The organism is Marinovum sp. E3 (genome assembly GCF_055755275.1).
Window position 1 is genome coordinate 1204417 of sequence record NZ_CM146908.1, and the last position, 17351, is coordinate 1221767.

Genomic DNA, 17351 nt, shown 5'->3' on the forward strand with positions numbered 1-17351 from the left:
GGGTCGCCTCGGCAAGACACCCCGCCCCGGGCCCGACCCGGGGCCTCCTGGTAGAACGGGATGGCAGCCGCCGCAGAGGTCCCGGAGCGGCTCCGCGACGGGGCGCCTGTCTCGACGCGGTCTTGCCGGAGACGTGAACCGGAGGTCAGAAGCTCTGTTCGATCCGGTCCAAGGTCTTCATCGCCGCCAGCACGTCATGCACCGAGCCATTGGGTTCGCGGCCCTCCTCGATCGCCGAGATGAACTCGCGGTCGATCAACTCGATGCCGTTCGACGACACCGCCACATCGCTCAGGTCGATGGGGTTTTCGTTGCCGTCAAACAGATCGTCGTACCGCGCGATATAGGTGCCGTTGTCACAGATATAGCGGAAGAAGGTGCCCAGCGGCCCGTCGTTGTTGAACGACAGCGACAGGGTGCAGAGCGCGCCCGACGGGGTCTTCATGCCGATCGACATGTCCATGGCAATGCCCAGCTCGGGGTGGTGCGGGCCTTCGAGACCGTAGGCCTGGCTCACCTCTTCGCCGGTCTGGTACTGAAACAGATCGACGGTGTGGCAGGCATGGTGCCAGAGCAGGTGATCGGTCCAGCTCCGCGGCTCGCCCTTGGCGTTCATGTTGGAGCGGCGGAAGAAGTAGGTCTGCACATCCATTTGCTGGATCTTCAGCGCGCCGGCGGCGATCTTGTTCTGGATCCACTGGTGCGAGGGGTTGAAGCGGCGCACCTGTCCGGCCATCGCCAGTACGCCGGTCTCTTTTTGCACTTTGCAGATCGCCTCGCTGTCGGCCAGCGAATCCGCCATCGGAATTTCGATCAGCACCGGCTTGCCGGCCTTCATGCAGGCAATCGCCTGCTCGGCATGGAGCTGTGTCGGCGTGGCCAGGATCACCGCGTCGACGTCGTCGCGGGCGAGACATTCCTCAAGCGTGGTGGCGGCGTGGCCGATGCCACGCTCCTGCGCCAGCGCGTCGATCTTGGCTTGGGTCGGGCCCATGACCGAGGTGACATCGACCCCGTCGATGGCGGCCAGGGCGTCGAGATGTTTGATGCCGAATGCGCCATAGGCGCCGGCGACACAAATCCGCATGTCGGTGTCCTTTCGTTATTCGGCCGCGATCGTGCGACCGTCGTGGTAGGATTTGTTTTCCAGGATGATATGGCCCACGGCGGTGTTCGATGCCGGCACATGGTAATGCCGGTGCACCTCGACCACATCGTCCTCGAGCGCGCCGCGCATGACGTGCCACATCACCATCTCCACGCCTTCCGATCCGGCCTCGCGCAGATACTCCACATGCGGCATCCGGCTCAGGCCGACCGGGTCGGAGGTGAGGCGGTCAAGAAAGGCGTTGTCCCACTCGGGGTTGATCAGACCGGCGCGCTTGTATTGCAGCTGGTGGCTCATGCCGCCGGTGCCAAAGATCATCACGTCGAGATCCTCGTCATAGCTCTCGACCGCGCGGCGCACTGCCTTGCCGAGATTGTAGCAGCGGTTGCCGGTGGGGGCGGGGTATTGCACCACGTTGACCGCCAGCGGGACTACCAGGCAGGGCCAGGCTTCTTCCGGCGCGACCTCGCCGAACATGACCGAGAGCGGCACGGTCAGCCCATGGTCGACCTCCATCTCGTTCATAATGGTCATGTCGAATTCGTCGAGCACCAGGCTCTGGGCGATATGCGAGGCCAGTTTCTGGTGATTCTTGACCACCGGCACGGGGCGCGGGCCCCAGCCTTCGTCGGCCGGCTGAAACTCGGCCGCGGCCCCCAGCGCGAACGTCGGGATGCAGGAGGCGTCGAAGGCGGTGCAATGGTCGTTGTAGACCAGGAAGATAACGTCGGGCTTGTTCGCCTTCATCCATTCGCGCGATTTGCGGAACCCGTCGAAGACCGGCTTCCAATAGGGTTGATCGGTGATGCCGGTGTCCATAGCGACGCCGATGGCGGGCACATGAGAGCATCCCACGCCTGCGGTGATACGGGCCATCAGGTTTCCTCCTCTTCGTCCCATTCGGATGTATAACGGTTGCCTTCGACCGAGCGGCCGCCATGCAGCATCATGTCGCGATAGGCCTCGACGCCCATGCCGGTCATCAGCCCGGCCAGGTTCTGGAAGTTGATGCCGTCGTTGGCGGCGAGCTTCGAGGTGTAATAGATATTGCCGCCGAGCTCGAGCAGGCGGTTCCATTGGCGTTTGCGCACCGCTTCGCGCTGGTCCGCCGTCATCGGATACTTGTCGAGATAGGCCTCTTCGTCGGCATTGAAGGCGTCGCGGTTCTTTTGCAGCCGCAGCGAGATGCAGAACTGGTTCAGATGATATCCTTCGCGGCTCCTGTCGGCGTCAAACACGAAGGTGCCGGGGATATCCTCGTAGTCCTTCTTGGTCATGGCGTGTCCTCCTCTTCCTCCGCACCGGTCCGCCCGGTGCCCCGGCCGCCCTCATCCCGGGCCCGCCAGGGCAGGCGGCAAAGGCGACCGGTTGCGCAAGAGCCTAGCATCCGGGCCCGGCAGCGGCCAATTGGAATGCGAGGCGTAGCATTGGAAAAAGCTATAGAGCCCGAAATATCAGGGGGTGTTCTCCGGCTCCGGGCGGCTGTGTTGGCGCAGGAAACCGATGAAGCTCTCCTGCGTCCGGGTCGGCCGCCAGTCGCGGCGATGGGTCAGGCCGATGGCGCGGCCGCTGCCGGCAAGCGGGATGTCCAGCGCAGTCAGCAGGCCGGCGCCGATCTCGACCGAGACCTGGTGGCGCGAGACGATCGAGACATAATCGCCCTGGGCCAGGATGCCGCGCAGCATGACCAGCGAGGATGAGACCACCCGCACCGGCGTTCGGTCGCGTTCGTGGATGCGCAGGGTTTCAAAGACATATTGCCCCGCAGGGGTATCCTTGGGCGAGGCGACCCAGGGGTAGGCCAGCGCCTCATCCAGTGTCACGCGCGTCCGTCCGGCCAGCGGATGGCCGGGCCGCGCCACCACGGCAAGCCGGTCCTGGAACAGCTCTTCCTGCACCACGTCATCGGCCGGCAACGGATGGCGCAGGGCGCCGATCAGGCAATCGAGATCGCCTTCGCGCAGCGAGCGCAGCAGCTCGTGATAGCGACCGTCGATCACCCGCACCTGCACCCCGGCAAAGCGCGACACCATCGCATGGGTGGCCCTTGGTACGATGGCGGTGCGCGCAAGCGGCAGGCTACCCAGCAGAAAGATGCCCCGGTCTTCCCCCAGCTCGCGGCCGATTTCCTCCATGCCCTGCCGGATTTCCGCCTGCGCCAGCTTGGCCCCCAGGGTAAAGGCCTGGGCGGCGGCGGTCAGCTCGACCCCGGCCACGGTGGATTTGAAAAACGGCACCCCCGCCACCTGTTCCAACGCCCGCGCGGCGCGGTGGACGGTGGGCTGCGACAGGCCCAGCCGCCGGGCGGCCACGGTAAAGCTGCCGCTGCCGGCGATGGCAATCAGGGCGCGGATCTGCGCCGGGGTGACATTGCGTTCAAAGCCGGCGGTATCGCGCGCCCGCGAGGCGGTGCCGCGCCGCGCCTCGCGCGCCCCGCGTTGCAGGTGATCGAGCGCCGCCTCGGCCCGGCGCACGAAGAGCGCACCGCAGGGGGTGGCGCCGAAGGCCTGCGGCTGGCGGAGCACCAGCGGCGCGCCCATGCTGGCCTCGAGCTTGGCAATCGCCTGGGTGGCGGCCGGTTGCGACATGTGACAGCGCTGCGCGGCAACCGAAACCGAGCCGCTGCGCAGGCATTCCAGAAACACCCGCATGTGTCGCAGGTTGGGCAGGGTGAATTCCATTTTCGGCGTGCCTCATAGCAAAAACTTATATTAGGAATATTATTCGAAATAGGCAAATCCCGCGACCTGCGCCATGATGCGGCCAAGGTGAAACGAGGGAGGGATTTATGATGTCCGACAAGAAAACGGCACTGGTGATCAGCGCGCATTCCGCCGATTTCGTCTGGCGCGGGGGCGGGGCCATCGCGTTGCATCAGGCAAAGGGCTACGAAGTGACCGTGGTCTGCCTGTCCTACGGCGAACGCGGCGAAAGCGCCAAGCTCTGGAAACAGGAGGGCATGACCCTCGACAAGGTCAAGACCGAACGCCGCAAGGAGGCCGAGAGCGCCGCCGCCGCGCTTGGCGTGACCGACATCCGCTTTTTCGACGTGGGCGACTATCCGCTCGACCTTGGCCGCGAGACCCGCGATCGCATGGTCGACGTGATCCGCCAGGTGCAGCCAAATTGGATGATGTCGCATTCCAAGTGGGATCCCTACAACACCGACCACATGAACACGACGCAATTCGCGCTGGAATGCCGGATGGTGGCGCAGGCCTGGGGCCATAACCCGGGGCAAAAGGTGCTGGGCGCGCCGCAGCTCTATCTCTTCGAGCCGCACCAGACCGAGCAGATGGAATGGAAACCTTCGGTCTTTCTCGACATCACCGATGTCTGGGACAAGAAATGGGCTGCCATCCAGTGCATGCAGGGCCAGGAGCACCTGTGGAATTTCTACAAGAACGTCGCCGAAAACCGCGCCAACCACTTCCGCCGCAACTCCGGCGGCATGGCCGGGGGCCGGGCGGCGAAATACGCCGAAGGGTTCCAGACGATCTTTCCCCGCACTGTGGATGAACTGGAATGACCGGTGCAGTGGGACAAAGGGGCGTGGTCGTGCAAGAGATCGACCGCGCCGATCCGAAGGTGGTCGATGCCCTGGGCGCCTGTGGCGTCGCCACGGTGCACGAGGCGCAGGGCCGCAAGGGCCTGCTGGCCAGCTACATGCGGCCGATCTATCGCGGCACCCGGCTTGCCGCCTCGGCGGTGACGATCAGTGCCGCACCGGGCGACAACTGGATGGTGCATGTCTGCATCGAACAGTGCCGTGCCGGCGACATCATGGTTCTGGCGCCGACAAGCCCTTGCGAAGACGGCTATTTCGGCGATCTTCTGGCGACTTCGGCGCAGGCGCGCGGGGTGCGCGGGCTGGTGATCGATGCCGGTGTGCGCGACGTCATGGATCTTGAACAGATGGGCTTTCCGGTCTGGTCCAAGGCGATCTACGCTCAGGGCACGGTGAAAGAAACGGTGGGCTCGGTCAATGTGCCGCTGCTCTGTGCCGGCCAGCTGGCGAACGCCGGCGATGTGATCGTGGCCGATGACGACGGCGTCTGTGTGGTGCGCCGCGAAGAGGCCGAGGACGTGCTCGTCAAGGCGCAGAAGCGCGAGGCGGCGGAACAGGACAAGCGCCGACGTCTGGCGGCCGGCGAACTGGGGCTCGACATCTATGACATGCGCGGGCGGCTGGCCGAGAAGGGCCTGAAATATATCTGAAATCCGCGCCGGCGGCGCCCGGATGCGGTGCCGGCAAGAGAACGCAGGAACGGAGCTGACATGGACGCTGTGCGCTGTATGTGGATGCGGGGCGGCACCTCGAAAGGCGGGTATTTCCTGGCCGACGATCTGCCGCAGGACCGGGACGGGTTTCTGCTGCGGGCCATGGGCTCGCCCGATCCGCGCCAGATCGACGGCATGGGCGGGGCGGATCCGCTGACTTCCAAGGTGGCCGTTGTGCGGCCGTCCGAGCGCGCGGGCGTCGATGTGGATTACCTGTTTCTCCAGGTGTTCGTGGATCAGCCGATCGTTACCGATGCGCAGAACTGCGGCAATATCCTGGCCGGTGTCGGCCCTTTCGCCATCGAGCGCGGGCTGGTCGCGGCACAGGACGGCGAGACGCCGGTGACGATCTTCATGGAAAACACCGGCCAGGTGGCGGTGGCGCGGGTGGCGACGCCGGGCGGCAGGGTGTCGTATGCCGGAGAGGCGCGGATCGATGGCGCGCCCGGCGGTTCTGCGCCGGTGCCGATTGCCTTTCGCGATACCGCCGGCTCGTCCTGCGGTGCGCTTCTGCCCAGCGGCGCGGTGGTGGACGAGGTTGAGGGCGTCGCGGTGACGATGATCGACAACGGCATGCCCTGCGTGGTGATGCGGGCCGCGGACATGGGGATCACCGGCGATGAGCCACCGGAAGAGCTCGAGGCCAACACGGCGCTGCGCGACAAGCTCGAGGCGATCCGGCTGGCCTGCGGGCCGGTGATGAGCCTTGGCGATGTGCGCAAGAAATCGGTGCCCAAGATGACCATGGTCTCGGCGCCGCGGGCGGGTGGGGCGATATCCACGCGCACCTTCATTCCGCACCGCTGCCACAAGACCATCGGCGTGCTGGGCGCGGTCTCTGTTGCCACCGCCTGTCTGCTCGAAGGATCGCCGGCCTACGAACTGGCGTCGCGTGGCGCGGGGCGCGAGCGGGTGCTTTCGGTCGAACATCCCACCGGCGAGATGACGGTGGTGGCGACCCTCGGTGACGAAGGCATGGTGGCCGAGGCGGCAATCCTGCGCACGGCGCGCAAACTGATGGACGGAGAGATTTTCGGATGAGCGAACAACAGATCATGGATGCCGATTGGCTGGTCTTTCACCCCAATCCGAAGCGGCCCGACTTTCGGCTGCCCGAGGGGGCGGTGGATGCGCATTGCCATGTCTTCGGGCCGTCGCCGGAGTTTCCCTTTGCGCCGGAGCGCAAGTACACGCCCTGCAACGCCGGCAAGGAAGAGCTTTACAAGCTGCGGGATTTCCTCGGGTTTTCGCGCAATGTGATCGTCCAGGCGACCTGTCACGGCAAGGACAACCGCGCCATGGTCGATGCCTGCCGCAGCGCCGGCGACCTGGCGCGCGGGATTGCCAGCGTCGGGCCCGACATCACCCTGGACGAGCTGCAAGAGATGGACGCCGCCGGGGTGCGCGGGGTGCGGTTCAACTTCGTCAAGCGGCTGGTGGATGCGACCCCCAGAGAGGTCTTTCTCGGGATTGCCGAGAAGGTAGCGCAGCTTGGCTGGCACATCGTGGTCTATTTCGAGGCTGCCGATCTGGAAGAGCTGGAGCCCTTCCTGAAGCAGCTGCCGACCACCATCGTGGTCGATCACATGGGGCGGCCCGATGTGTCCAAGGGCGTGGATCATCCCGATTTTCAGCGCTTTATCCGGCTGATGGACGAGGTGCCGACGATCTGGTCCAAGGTGACCTGCCCGGAGCGACTGACTGCGGCCGGGCCGCCCTATGACGACGTGGTGCCGTTCTACCGGGCGATCGTCGAGCGCTTTCCCGACCGGGTGCTCTGGGGCACCGACTGGCCGCATCCGAACATGAAATCGCATATGCCCGACGATGGCGCGCTGGTTGATTACATCCCCCGTATCGCGGTGACCGAAGCGCAGCAGCGCAAGCTTCTGGTCGACAATCCCATGCGGCTGTACTGGGCGCGCTGAGGCAGCAGCGGCCCCGGGGGCGTGTTTGCAAGGCCCGGGCGATCTGTGGCGGGTCCGCTTGGGCGGTTCAGCCCTGGCTCTGCTGCCGGAAGCTGCGGGGCGACAGGCCGGTCGCGCGGGTGAAGACGCGCGAGAAATAGGCCGGGTCGTCATAGCCCAGGTCATAGGCGATGCTCTGCACCGGCAGGTTGGTATAGACCAGATGGCGGCGGGCCTCGCGGATGATACGGTCTTCGATCACCGCGCTGGCCGGGCGGCCGGTGGCGGCGCGGCAGAGCCGGCTGAGATGCGCCGGGGTGATCGCCAGTGCCGCCGCATAACGCGCCACCGGCCAATGCTGGCGGAACCGCGCCTCGACCAGAGCGTCGAAACGATGCAGAAGATCGGTCTTGCCCGCCGCGGGCCGCGCCGTGTTGCGCTGTGCCAAGGCGCGTGCGATCTGTCCAAGCAGCAGGGCGCAAAGCCCCCGCAGGATCTGCGCCCTGGCAAAGCCGCGGTCGGAAAAGGCGGCGGCGATCTCGGATAATGTGGCGGCGACTTCGGCAGGTGCCGGCAGCACCGCCGGGCGCGACAATTGCGCCGCCAGCCCTTCGCCGGGGCGCAGCGTCTCGTCGAGGATTTCCGCCGCCAGGGTGACCACCAGCCCCGAGGATCCCGGCGCAAACCGATATCCATGCACCAGACCCGGCGGTACGTTGACCAATGTGCCATCGCCCAGCGTCAACTCGCCGCCGTCGAGCGTGACGCGGCCGCTGCCCTGTTCGAGCAGCAGCACCTGATGCAGTCGCGCGTGGCGGTGCGGTGCGAATTCCCAATTGTGCAGCCGCGACCGGGCCTCGATGGTTTCACAATGCACCACATCGGGCAGGTCGCGGGATTCACCGAACAGGTTGTAATTGAGGATCTCGGGGTGCGGCATGTGCGATTTGTACATGTTTCTGCCGTTCCGGTCCATTCGCGCGCGCCGGGTTTTTCGGCATGATGCGAGAGATCAAGAGGAGGGATGGCATGAAAACTCAGGTTTGTATCATCGGCGGCGGGCCGTCCGGGCTGTTGCTCAGCCAGTTGCTGCATCGCAAGGGGATCGAGACCATCGTTCTGGAACGTCAGACCCGGGCGCATGTGCTCGGCCGGATCCGCGCCGGCGTGCTGGAGCATGGCTTTGCCGATCTGATGCGCGAGGCCGGCTGCGGCCAGCGAATGGATGCCGAGGGCGCGGTGCATGACGGCTTCTACATTGCGCATGACGGGCGGATGGACCGGGTGGACCTGCACCGCTTTTCCGGCCAGAGCGTGCTGGTCTATGGCCAGACCGAGGTGACCCGCGATCTCTATCAGGCGCGCGATGCCTTGAATGGCCAGATCCTGCATGAGGTGAACGAGGTCGTGCTGCACGACCTGAAAGCCGCGACGCCGCATGTCACCTTTGTCCAGGACGGAGAGGCCAGGAGGATCGACTGCGATTTCATCGTCGGCGCCGACGGCTATCACGGCGTCAGCCGCAAATCGATCCCGGCGGATGTGCTGAAGGAATATGAAAAGGTCTATCCCTTCGGCTGGCTGGGCGTGCTGTCCGAGACCGCGCCGGTCTGCGACGAGCTGATCTATGCGCGCCATGATCGTGGCTTCGCGCTCTGCTCGATGCGCAGCCAGGTGCTGAGCCGCTTTTACATCCAGGTGCCGCTGTCCGACAGCGCCGAGAGCTGGTCGGACGAGGCGTTCTGGGCCGAGCTGAAGGCACGGTTGCCGGAGGACGTGGCGGCGCGGCTCGAGACCGGTCCCTCGATCGAGAAATCCATCGCGCCGCTGCGGGGCTATGTGGCCGAGCCGATGCGTTATGGCGCGCTGTTCCTGGCCGGTGACGCGGCGCATATCGTGCCGCCGACCGGCGCCAAGGGGCTCAATACCGCGGCCTCGGACGTGCATTACCTCTATCACGGCTTGCTGGCGCATTACGCCGAAGGCGACGAGAGCGGCCTCGACAGCTATTCCGAAAAGGCGTTGGCGCGGGCCTGGAAGGCGCAAAGGTTCAGCTGGTGGATGACCTCGCTCCTGCACCGGTTCCACGACGGCGACAGCTATGACAGCCGGTTGCAGCAGATCGACCTGGCCTATCTGTTCACGTCCGAAGCGGCGCAGGTCTCGCTGGCCGAGAATTACGTCGGCCTGCCGTATTGAGCCGTCAAGCCTCAGGCCAGTTCCGACAGGAAATGCTCCAGGTCGCGGCCGTCGAGCGGCTTTGACAGCAGTGGCACGCCGAGGCTCTTGCAGCGTTTGCCCAGGCCCGCCGCACGGTGGGCCGAGATGATGCGGGCCGGGATCGGGCCATAGCGTTCGGTGATCTCGCGCAACAGCTCGGTGCCGGTCATGCCGGGGCCGAGATCCTCGTCGAACATCAGCGCGTCGGGGGTGATCTCGAGCTCGTCGAGCAGGTCGAGCGCGTCGCGGGCATTGGCCACATCGATCACATCCGCCCCCAGCCCTTCGAGCGAGAGGGTCAGCGCGCGGCGCAGGTCGGCGTCGTTTTCCACCAGGAAGACCACGCGGCCCGGCACTGGCGCGCCCGGCGGCGAAAGGCGACTGCCGTGCGATGCGGGGTTGCGCGGCGCCTGCGCGGCCAGTGGCACGGTGACGGAAAAGACAGTGCCGCGCCCCGGTTCCGACCGAAGATCGAGCGGCAGTCCGAGACCGGCGCAGGCGCGGTCGACAATGGCCAGGCCCAGCCCGAGGCCTTCGGAGGCCGAAGCCGGGGCGTCGACCCGGCTGAACTCGCGAAAGATCATGTCGCGGTGCTCATGGGCGATGCCGGGCCCGGTGTCCCAGACCTCGATCCTGACGCTGTCGCCCTGGCGGCGCGCGCCCATCAGCACCCGGCCGTGGCGGGTGTAGCGCACCGCGTTTCCCAGCAGGTTTTGCAGGATGCGGCGCAGATAGGAAGGATCGGTTTCCACTCTGGCCGAGGTCGGGCGCACCCGGAGGCCAAGGCCTTTCTGCGCCGCCAGCGGTTCGAGCTGGGTGTCGAGCGCGGTGAAGATCTGGCCGAGATCGATGGGCCGGATGTCAAAGGCCGCACGGCCGCTGTCAAGCTTGGACATGTCGAGCAGCGCCTCGATGATATGTTCGAGCGAGCCCAGCGCCGAAGAGATCTTGCCCAGCGTCTCGCGGCCTGTCGGCGAGAGGGTTTCGCCCGAGAAGGTGCCGACAAACAGTTTTGCCGCCGACAGCGGTTGCAGCAGGTCATGGCTGGCGGCGGCGACAAAGCGGCTCTTGGAGGCATTGGCGCGTTCGGCCTCGGCCAGCGCCGACGCCAGCTCGGTGGTGCGTTCGGCGACCCGCGCCTCGAGCCGTTCGTTCATCTCGCGCAGGGCGCGGGCGGCGTTGCGCTCGGCGGTGACATCGGTAAAGGAGATCACGAAGCCGCCGTCCGGCAGCCCCTGGGCAAAGGCATCGAGGGTCAGCGCCGCGCCTTGGGTCGCCTCGAACCGCAGCGCGCCGCGCCGCGCCGGACGGTCCGCCCAATCCAGCAACCGTTTGCGTGACATGCCGTGCGACAGGGCGAAATCCTCCGGCAACTGGGCGATCAGGCCGCCAAAGCTCGCGCCACGCTGGACCCGGGTCAGCGGCAGCCGCAAGAGCTCGGCCACCCGCGCGTTCCAGCCGATCAGCCGGGCGGCATCGTCAAAGATGCAGACCCCCTGGTTGAGATGTTCGAGCGTCGCGGCGATCAGCCTTGCCTGCTTGTTCTGCAATCGCGCGCGTTCCTTGCGCTCGAGCCGGATCAGATCGGTCACGTCGGTTTGCAACACCACGGTGCCGTTGCTGGCGGTGCGCCGTTCCGAAACCTGAAGCCAGAGATCCTGGGTCAGGCGCACGTTGAACATGGCGTCGTTCTCGCGGTGGCGCGCCTTGCGTTTCAGCGCCCAGGCCAGCCCGGTTTCGCCCGGCGGCAGGGCGAGATAGGCGGACCGGCTGACAAGATCGACATAATCGTCGAACCGCAGCCCCGGGGTGAGTTGATCGGCGATGTCGCGCATGTCCTGGCAGAACCGGCTGTTAGTCAGCACCAGCCGGTCCTGGCTGTCGAAGAGCGCAAAGCCCTCGTGCACCGCCTCGATCGCGTCGGCAAGGTTGGCCCGGGCCGCCTCGGTCTCGGCGCTGGCCTGTTCCAGTTGCAGGTTGCTGTCGTGCAGGAGGTCGAGCGCACGCTCCAGATCGCGGGTGCGCGAGCGCACCTGATCCTCGAGCAGGGCGGCGCGCTCGAACTGGGCATAGGCCAGCCCCGAGGGATCCTGTTGTTGCTCCACCCGGCGCATCAGCGACTGGGTGATCCGCAGGAGCTTTTCGTTCTGGCGCTCGACACTGTCGGCGGGGTTGATCAGCGTCATTCGGCATCGTCCGGCGGATAAAAGGCCACGCCGGTCATCGTGTGGTTCACATGCAGCGCGCCGAGCTGTTCGCCATAGGTCGAAAAGCCGCGCACATTGTGCCGGCGCAGCACGTCCGAGACCGCCCGGCTCTGTTGGTTCTGGCCGGCTTCCAGCCGCCGCAGGATGCAGTCGCAGCCAAGGATCATCGCCGGGTCGCGGTCGCGCGACAGGCCGGAAAGCTCGGTTTCGAGATGGCCCGCCATATCCTCGGTTGTGGCCAGCGTCAGCACCATGCCTTCGTCGATGGCGGAAAAGAACACCAGCTCGCCTGCGGCATTGACCCGCTGGATGGCGCGGACGTGATGGCGATGGCCGAGCTGGACCACAACCGGATGGGCGGCAAAGGTGAACTGGTCGAGTTGATCGGGCAGCTTGCCGACGATGCGGGCATATTCCCGCGCTGCCGGTTCGGCATTGATCTGGCGGACGATGCGGCGTTCGGGGTCGGCATCGGTCACCACCATCTTGATATCGGTCGGGGTCAGGTGATCGAGGCTGAACACCCGGATCGGGCAGATCGAGCGCACCATCGACACCACGGCGGCATTGCCCCGGGTCTCGCCGTCGAGCGCAAGCAGCGTGCGGCGGAAGGTTTCGCCATCGCCGGCCGAGCCGCCGAACAGCGGCACACCGCCCAGCCCGGCCGAGAGGACGGCGGTCAGCTCGTCTTCGCGCAGCGACAGGCCGTCGATGGCGAGAAAGGCGAATTCCGAGGTGAAATCCGGCGCGCAATCGGCCAGCGCCACCCGGTGGCGGATCAGCTTGTCGATCTCGGATTGCGGGTCGAGCCGGTCCAGCCCGTCGACCAGGTAACAGACGGCGCGGAAATGCGAGGGCAGCAGGCCCAGCGCCACGATCTGGTCTTCCTCATAGCCCTCGGCGCCGATCTCTCCGGCGGTGGTACAGGCGGTGACATGGCGCGCATCGAGCCGTTCATGCGCCTCGACGGACAGCGCGGCGAAATCGCCGCGATTGCTGACAAACAACAACACGAGTTCGAACGGGCCGGGGCCAAGCCCCGCCGCGATGGCCCCCACCGGATCGGCTTCGTGCACCGACACCTGCGCATTGCGCAGCCCCGCTGCCTGTCCTCCCACGGCGGACGGTTCTGGTGTCTGGCCGTCCAAAATTTCGGATGTCCCGGATTGTTCCTGTCTTGCGCGCCGGATCTTATGCGTGTTGGGAATGGTCTGGCAAGCCGCCACCAAGCCGCGCGTCCTGCGCCACCAGCACCGCCTGGGTCCGGCTCTGCACCCCGAGCTTGCGCATGATCGCGGTGACATGCGCCTTGACGGTGGTTTCGGCGATCGACAGGTCATAGGCGATCTGCTTGTTCAGCTTGCCCTCGCAGATCAGTTGCAGGATGCGCGATTGCTGGTTGGTCAGCGTGGACAGCCGCTCCATCGCGTCGTTTTCCTGCGGCTGTTCATCGGCGTCGGGCAGGTAATCCTCGGGCGTATAGACCTGGCCCTTGCGCACCGCGCTCAGCGCCTTGTGAAAGGCCGGCTTCTGGCTGTGCTTCGGCACGAAGGCCGCCGCACCGGCCGCGAGCGCCTTGGAAATCGTCCGGTTGTCGGCCATCGAAGAGACCACGATCACCGGGCTGTTCTGACCCAGCGCCGCGCGCAACCGCAACAGCCCGTCAAGCCCGTTCACATCCGGCAGGTTGAGGTCGAGCAGCACGATGTCGGGCGATCCGGTCTCGGCCACGCGGGTCAGCCCCTCGTCCAGACTGGCGGCGGTTTCCACCCTGGCCCCGACACAGAGCGCGCGCAGGGTAAGCACCAAGGCGTCGCAGAACAGCGGATGATCGTCGATCACAAGGGCGCGGGAAATGCCATTTATCGGCGTCTGGGGGGCATTGGTCATTGTGCACTGTCCGTTCTGCGTTAGGCTCAGCCTAGCGGCGATGGCGGGGCCGGTCTTTTGTCCAATAGTCGCATGGGCGCGGCCGCGCCAGCGGCCACCCGGCACCTTTGTATAATAGCCGGTTACGCCGATCCACGCCTAGGTTCGGACCCGAGGAGACCAACACCATGCAACTAACCGATTCCCGAGAGATTGCCGCGACGCCCGAGATCGTCTGGGCGGCCATCCTCGACCCTGAAGTGCTCAAGCAATGCGTGCCCGGTTGCCAAGAAATGACCGGCAGCCCGGAAGAGGGCTTCGAGGCCAAGGTCGTCCAGAAGGTCGGGCCGGTGAAAGCCACCTTCAAGGGCACCGTTACCCTGTCGGACATGCAGCCGCCCGAGAGCCTGACCCTGACCGGCGAAGGCAAGGGCGGGGCGGCGGGCTTTGCCAAGGGCGGCGCCGACGTGCGGCTCGAGCCCAAGGGCGAGGGCACCTTGCTGAGCTATGATGTCGAGGCCAAGGTCGGCGGCAAGCTGGCCCAGCTGGGCAGCCGGATCATCGACGGTTTTGCCAAGAAGATGGCCGACCAGTTCTTCGACAACTTCAAGGCCGCGGTCGAAGGGCCGGGCGAAGACGCGGCCGACGACGCCCCCGAGGCAGCGGCTTCCGACGGGGACGAAGCGGCACCGAAAAAGGGCTGGTTCAAGCGGGCGGTGACCTGAGATACCGTCCGATTCATTCATTTGAGACATAACCAAGGGAGGACTTCATGACCAAGGTAACGATGACCGTAAACGGCAAGTCCGTGAGCGGCGACGTGGCGGGCAACACGTTGCTTGTCGAGTTCCTGCGCAGTGATCTGCATCTGACGGGAACCCATGTCGGCTGCGACACCAGCCAATGCGGCGCCTGCGTGGTGCATGTCAACGGCGGGGCGGTCAAGAGCTGCACCATGTTCGCCGCCGAGGCCGAGGGCGCCGAAGTGGCCACCATCGAGGGCCAGGCCAATGCCGATGGATCGCTCAACACCATCCAGCAGGCGTTTCAGGATTATCACGGGCTGCAATGCGGCTTTTGCACGCCGGGCATGGTGATGTCGGCGGCGGCGCTGCTCAAGGACAATCCCAAGCCGTCCGAACAGGAGGTCAGGGCCTATCTCCAAGGCAATATCTGCCGTTGCACCGGCTATCACAACATCGTTCGCGCGATCATGGCCGCATCGGGTCAGGAGGTCCCGGCGGTCGCCGCCGAGTGATGTGACGCCGCGGGGCGCAAAGAAGGCGCACCCGACAGCAACACCCCGTAGGGTGCGCATTCACTGCGCACCGTCCGTAGGGTGGGCTTGCAGCCCACCGATCCCATGGGAGGAACGAAAATGCCGAAAGATCATGGCATAGGAGCCAGCACCAAGCGCCGCGAGGACGTGCGCTTTCTGACCGGCGCCGGAAATTACACCGATGACATCAACGTCCATGGCCAGGCCTATGTGCATTTCCTGCGCTCCGACGTGGCGCATGGCCGGATCACCAATATCGATACCGCCGCCGCTGCCGCCATGCCCGGCGTGGTGCGCATCTTCACCGGGGCCGATTTCGAAGGCGTCGGCGGGCTGCCCTGCGGCTGGCAGGTCACCGACAAGCACGGCGAGGTGATGAAGGAGCCGCCGCACCCGGTGCTGGCCCAGGGCAAGGTGCGCCATGTGGGCGAGCCGATCGCCGCCGTCGTCGCCGACACGCTGCAACAGGCGCGGGACGCCGCCGATGCGATCGATCTCGACATCGAGGAGCTGCCCGCCGTCGTCAACATGAAGGCGGCGCTGGAGGAGGGCGCCACCAAGGTGCATGACGACCTTTCCGACAACCTCTGCTACGACTGGGGCTTCGTCGAGGAGAACAAGGGCGCGGTGGAAGAGGCGATTGCCAATGCCGCCCATGTCACCACGCTCGAGCTGGTCAACAACCGGCTGGTCGCCAACCCGATGGAGCCGCGCGTCGCAGTGGGCGATTTCAACCGCGCCACCGGCGATTCGACGCTCTACACCACCAGCCAGAACCCGCATGTGATCCGGTTGCTGATGGGCGCCTTCGTGCTGGGCATCCCCGAGCACAAGCTGCGTGTGGTGGCGCCGGATGTGGGCGGCGGCTTCGGCACCAAGATCTTCCATTATGCCGAGGAAGCCTTCTGCACCTTTGCCGCCAAGGCCTGCAACCGTGCGGTGAAATGGACCTCGACCCGGTCCGAGGCCTTCATGTCCGACGCCCATGGCCGCGACCATGTAACCAAGATCGAACTGGCGCTGGATGCCGACAACAACTTTACCGCCGTGCGCACCGAGACCTATGCCAACATGGGGGCGTATCTGTCGACCTTCGCGCCCTCGGTGCCGACCTGGCTGCATGGCACGTTGATGGCGGGCAACTACAAGACGCCGAACATCTACGTGAACGTCAAGGCCGTCTTCACCAATACCGTGCCCGTCGATGCCTACCGTGGCGCCGGCCGGCCCGAGGCGACCTATCAGCTCGAACGCGTCATCGACAAGGCGGCGCGCGAGCTGGGGGTCGACCCGGTGGAGCTGCGGCGGCAGAACTTCATCACCGAATTCCCCTATGCCACCCCGGTGGCGGTGGAATATGACACCGGCGATTACCATGCCACCATGGACAAGATGCTCGAGCTGATCGACCGCGACGGCTTTGCCGCCCGCCGCGCCGAGAGCGAGAAGAAGGGCAAGCTGCGCGGCCTCGGCATCAACTGCTTCATCGAGGCCTGCGGCATCGCGCCGTCGAACCTGGTGGGGCAGCTGGGCGCGCGTGCGGGGCTCTACGAATCCGCCACGGTGCGGGTCAATGCCACCGGCGGCCTGGTCGTCATGACCGGCTCGCACAGCCACGGGCAGGGGCATGAGACCGCCTTTCCGCAGGTGATCTCCGAGATGATCGGCATCCCCGAGGACCAGGTCGAGATCGTGCATGGCGACACCGCCAATACGCCGATGGGCATGGGCACCTACGGCTCGCGCTCGATCGCGGTCGGCGGCTCGGCCATGGTGCGGGCGGCCGAGAAGATCATCGCCAAGACCAAGAAGATCGCCGCCCACCTGCTCGAGGCCGCCGAGGCGGATATCGAGCTCAAGGACGGTCAGTTCTCGGTCGCGGGCACCGACAAATCGGTGGCTTGGGGCGATGTCTGCCTGGCGGCTTACGTGCCGCACAACTATCCGCTCGAGGATATCGAGCCGGGGCTGGAGGAAACCGCCTTCTACGATCCGTCGAACTTCACCTATCCGGCGGGGGCCTATGCCTGCGAAGTCGAGGTCGACCCCGAAACCGGCGTCACCACGATCGAAAAGTTCGTTTCGGCGGATGACTTCGGCAATGTGGTCAACCCGATGATCGTCGAGGGCCAGGTACATGGCGGAATCGCCCAGGGCATCGGCCAGGCGCTGCTGGAGAACTGCGTCTATGACGAGAACGGCCAGCTGCTCTCGGCGTCTTACATGGATTACGCCATGCCGCGGGCAGATGACCTTCCCGAGATGGCGGCCTATACGGTCGATCATTCCTGCCAGACGCCCTGCACCCACAATCCGTTGGGGGTCAAAGGCTGTGGCGAGGCCGGGGCCATCGGCTCGCCGCCGACGGTGATCAACGCGATCCTCGACGCGCTGAATTCCGGTGGGCATAAAGTGGATCACATCGACATGCCGGCCTCGCCTTCGCGGGTCTGGGCGGCGATCAACAACGCGTCTTAAGG

The 17351-nt window shown here is 65.7% G+C and carries 16 protein-coding genes; 8 read left to right on the forward strand and 8 right to left on the reverse strand.

Going from position 1 to position 17351, the window contains the following annotated elements:
- Window positions 1–145 precede the first annotated feature (145 nt).
- The 4 genes from AC0J5K_RS05935 to AC0J5K_RS05950 form a co-directional block, all read right to left on the reverse strand.
- A complete protein-coding gene (locus AC0J5K_RS05935) occupies window positions 146–1087 on the reverse strand; it encodes a Gfo/Idh/MocA family oxidoreductase (RefSeq protein ID WP_074837260.1) in 942 nt (313 codons plus the stop codon).
- A 15-nt stretch (window positions 1088–1102) separates the two neighbouring features.
- Window positions 1103–1984: a class III extradiol dioxygenase subunit beta gene (locus AC0J5K_RS05940; RefSeq protein ID WP_048532237.1), complete on the reverse strand. Its 882-nt coding sequence runs from the start codon at window positions 1982–1984 to the stop codon at window positions 1103–1105.
- Window positions 1984–2385 (reverse strand): protocatechuate 4,5-dioxygenase subunit alpha, encoded by a 402-nt coding sequence (gene ligA, locus AC0J5K_RS05945; protein ID WP_048532236.1) that lies wholly within the window; start codon window positions 2383–2385, stop codon window positions 1984–1986. The genes AC0J5K_RS05940 and ligA overlap by 1 nt, the downstream gene beginning before the upstream one ends.
- Before the next feature lie 177 nt (window positions 2386–2562).
- Entirely contained in the window at window positions 2563–3789 is a 1227-nt protein-coding gene (locus AC0J5K_RS05950) for a LysR family transcriptional regulator (protein WP_274562402.1), read from the reverse strand.
- Window positions 3790–3899: 110 nt separating this feature from the next.
- Between AC0J5K_RS05950 and AC0J5K_RS05955 the strand changes: the two genes are divergently transcribed.
- From AC0J5K_RS05955 to AC0J5K_RS05970, 4 genes are read left to right on the forward strand one after another with little or no spacing between them, the layout of a single operon-like run.
- Window positions 3900–4637, forward strand: coding sequence for a PIG-L deacetylase family protein (locus tag AC0J5K_RS05955; protein WP_048532234.1), 738 nt, complete (start codon window positions 3900–3902; stop codon window positions 4635–4637).
- On the forward strand, window positions 4634–5326 hold the full coding sequence (locus tag AC0J5K_RS05960) for a 4-carboxy-4-hydroxy-2-oxoadipate aldolase/oxaloacetate decarboxylase (protein ID WP_074837263.1): 693 nt from the start codon (window positions 4634–4636) through the stop codon (window positions 5324–5326). The genes AC0J5K_RS05955 and AC0J5K_RS05960 overlap by 4 nt, the downstream gene beginning before the upstream one ends.
- A gap of 60 nt (window positions 5327–5386) precedes the next feature.
- Window positions 5387–6430: a 4-oxalomesaconate tautomerase gene (locus tag AC0J5K_RS05965; RefSeq protein ID WP_274562398.1), complete on the forward strand. Its 1044-nt coding sequence runs from the start codon at window positions 5387–5389 to the stop codon at window positions 6428–6430.
- Entirely contained in the window at window positions 6427–7317 is an 891-nt protein-coding gene (locus AC0J5K_RS05970) for an amidohydrolase family protein (RefSeq protein WP_274562396.1), read from the forward strand. The genes AC0J5K_RS05965 and AC0J5K_RS05970 overlap by 4 nt, the downstream gene beginning before the upstream one ends.
- A 67-nt stretch (window positions 7318–7384) precedes the next feature.
- On the opposite strand, the gene AC0J5K_RS05975 is transcribed toward AC0J5K_RS05970, so the two are convergent.
- Window positions 7385–8251 carry a helix-turn-helix domain-containing protein gene (locus AC0J5K_RS05975; protein WP_274562394.1) on the reverse strand — a complete coding sequence of 289 codons (867 nt, stop codon included), beginning with the start codon at window positions 8249–8251 and terminating at the stop codon, window positions 7385–7387.
- 74 nt (window positions 8252–8325) lie between these two features.
- Here AC0J5K_RS05975 and pobA point away from each other — a divergent pair, with 74 nt between their 5' ends.
- On the forward strand, window positions 8326–9495 hold the full coding sequence (gene pobA / locus AC0J5K_RS05980; protein ID WP_274562392.1) for a 4-hydroxybenzoate 3-monooxygenase: 1170 nt from the start codon (window positions 8326–8328) through the stop codon (window positions 9493–9495).
- 11 nt (window positions 9496–9506) lie between these two features.
- On the opposite strand, the gene AC0J5K_RS05985 is transcribed toward pobA, so the two are convergent.
- The 3 genes from AC0J5K_RS05985 to AC0J5K_RS05995 form a co-directional block, all read right to left on the reverse strand.
- A complete protein-coding gene (locus AC0J5K_RS05985; RefSeq protein WP_274562390.1) occupies window positions 9507–11702 on the reverse strand; it encodes a PAS-domain containing protein in 2196 nt (731 codons plus the stop codon).
- Window positions 11699–12841 carry an FIST N-terminal domain-containing protein gene (locus AC0J5K_RS05990; RefSeq protein ID WP_274562388.1) on the reverse strand — a complete coding sequence of 381 codons (1143 nt, stop codon included), beginning with the start codon at window positions 12839–12841 and terminating at the stop codon, window positions 11699–11701. Before AC0J5K_RS05990 ends, AC0J5K_RS05985 begins: the two co-directional genes overlap by 4 nt.
- Window positions 12842–12914: 73 nt before the next feature.
- Window positions 12915–13613 carry a response regulator transcription factor gene (locus AC0J5K_RS05995; protein ID WP_048532228.1) on the reverse strand — a complete coding sequence of 233 codons (699 nt, stop codon included), beginning with the start codon at window positions 13611–13613 and terminating at the stop codon, window positions 12915–12917.
- Between the two features lie 167 nt (window positions 13614–13780).
- On the opposite strand from AC0J5K_RS05995, the gene AC0J5K_RS06000 reads away from it, so the two are divergent.
- The 3 genes from AC0J5K_RS06000 to AC0J5K_RS06010 all read left to right on the forward strand — a co-directional run bounded on the left by AC0J5K_RS06000 (window position 13781) and on the right by AC0J5K_RS06010 (window position 17349).
- Window positions 13781–14317 carry a CoxG family protein gene (locus tag AC0J5K_RS06000; RefSeq protein WP_074837270.1) on the forward strand — a complete coding sequence of 179 codons (537 nt, stop codon included), beginning with the start codon at window positions 13781–13783 and terminating at the stop codon, window positions 14315–14317.
- 47 nt (window positions 14318–14364) lie between these two features.
- Entirely contained in the window at window positions 14365–14850 is a 486-nt protein-coding gene (locus tag AC0J5K_RS06005; protein ID WP_274562380.1) for a (2Fe-2S)-binding protein, read from the forward strand.
- A gap of 120 nt (window positions 14851–14970) precedes the next feature.
- On the forward strand, window positions 14971–17349 hold the full coding sequence (locus AC0J5K_RS06010; RefSeq protein ID WP_074837271.1) for a xanthine dehydrogenase family protein molybdopterin-binding subunit: 2379 nt from the start codon (window positions 14971–14973) through the stop codon (window positions 17347–17349).
- Window positions 17350–17351: the final 2 nt, after the last annotated feature.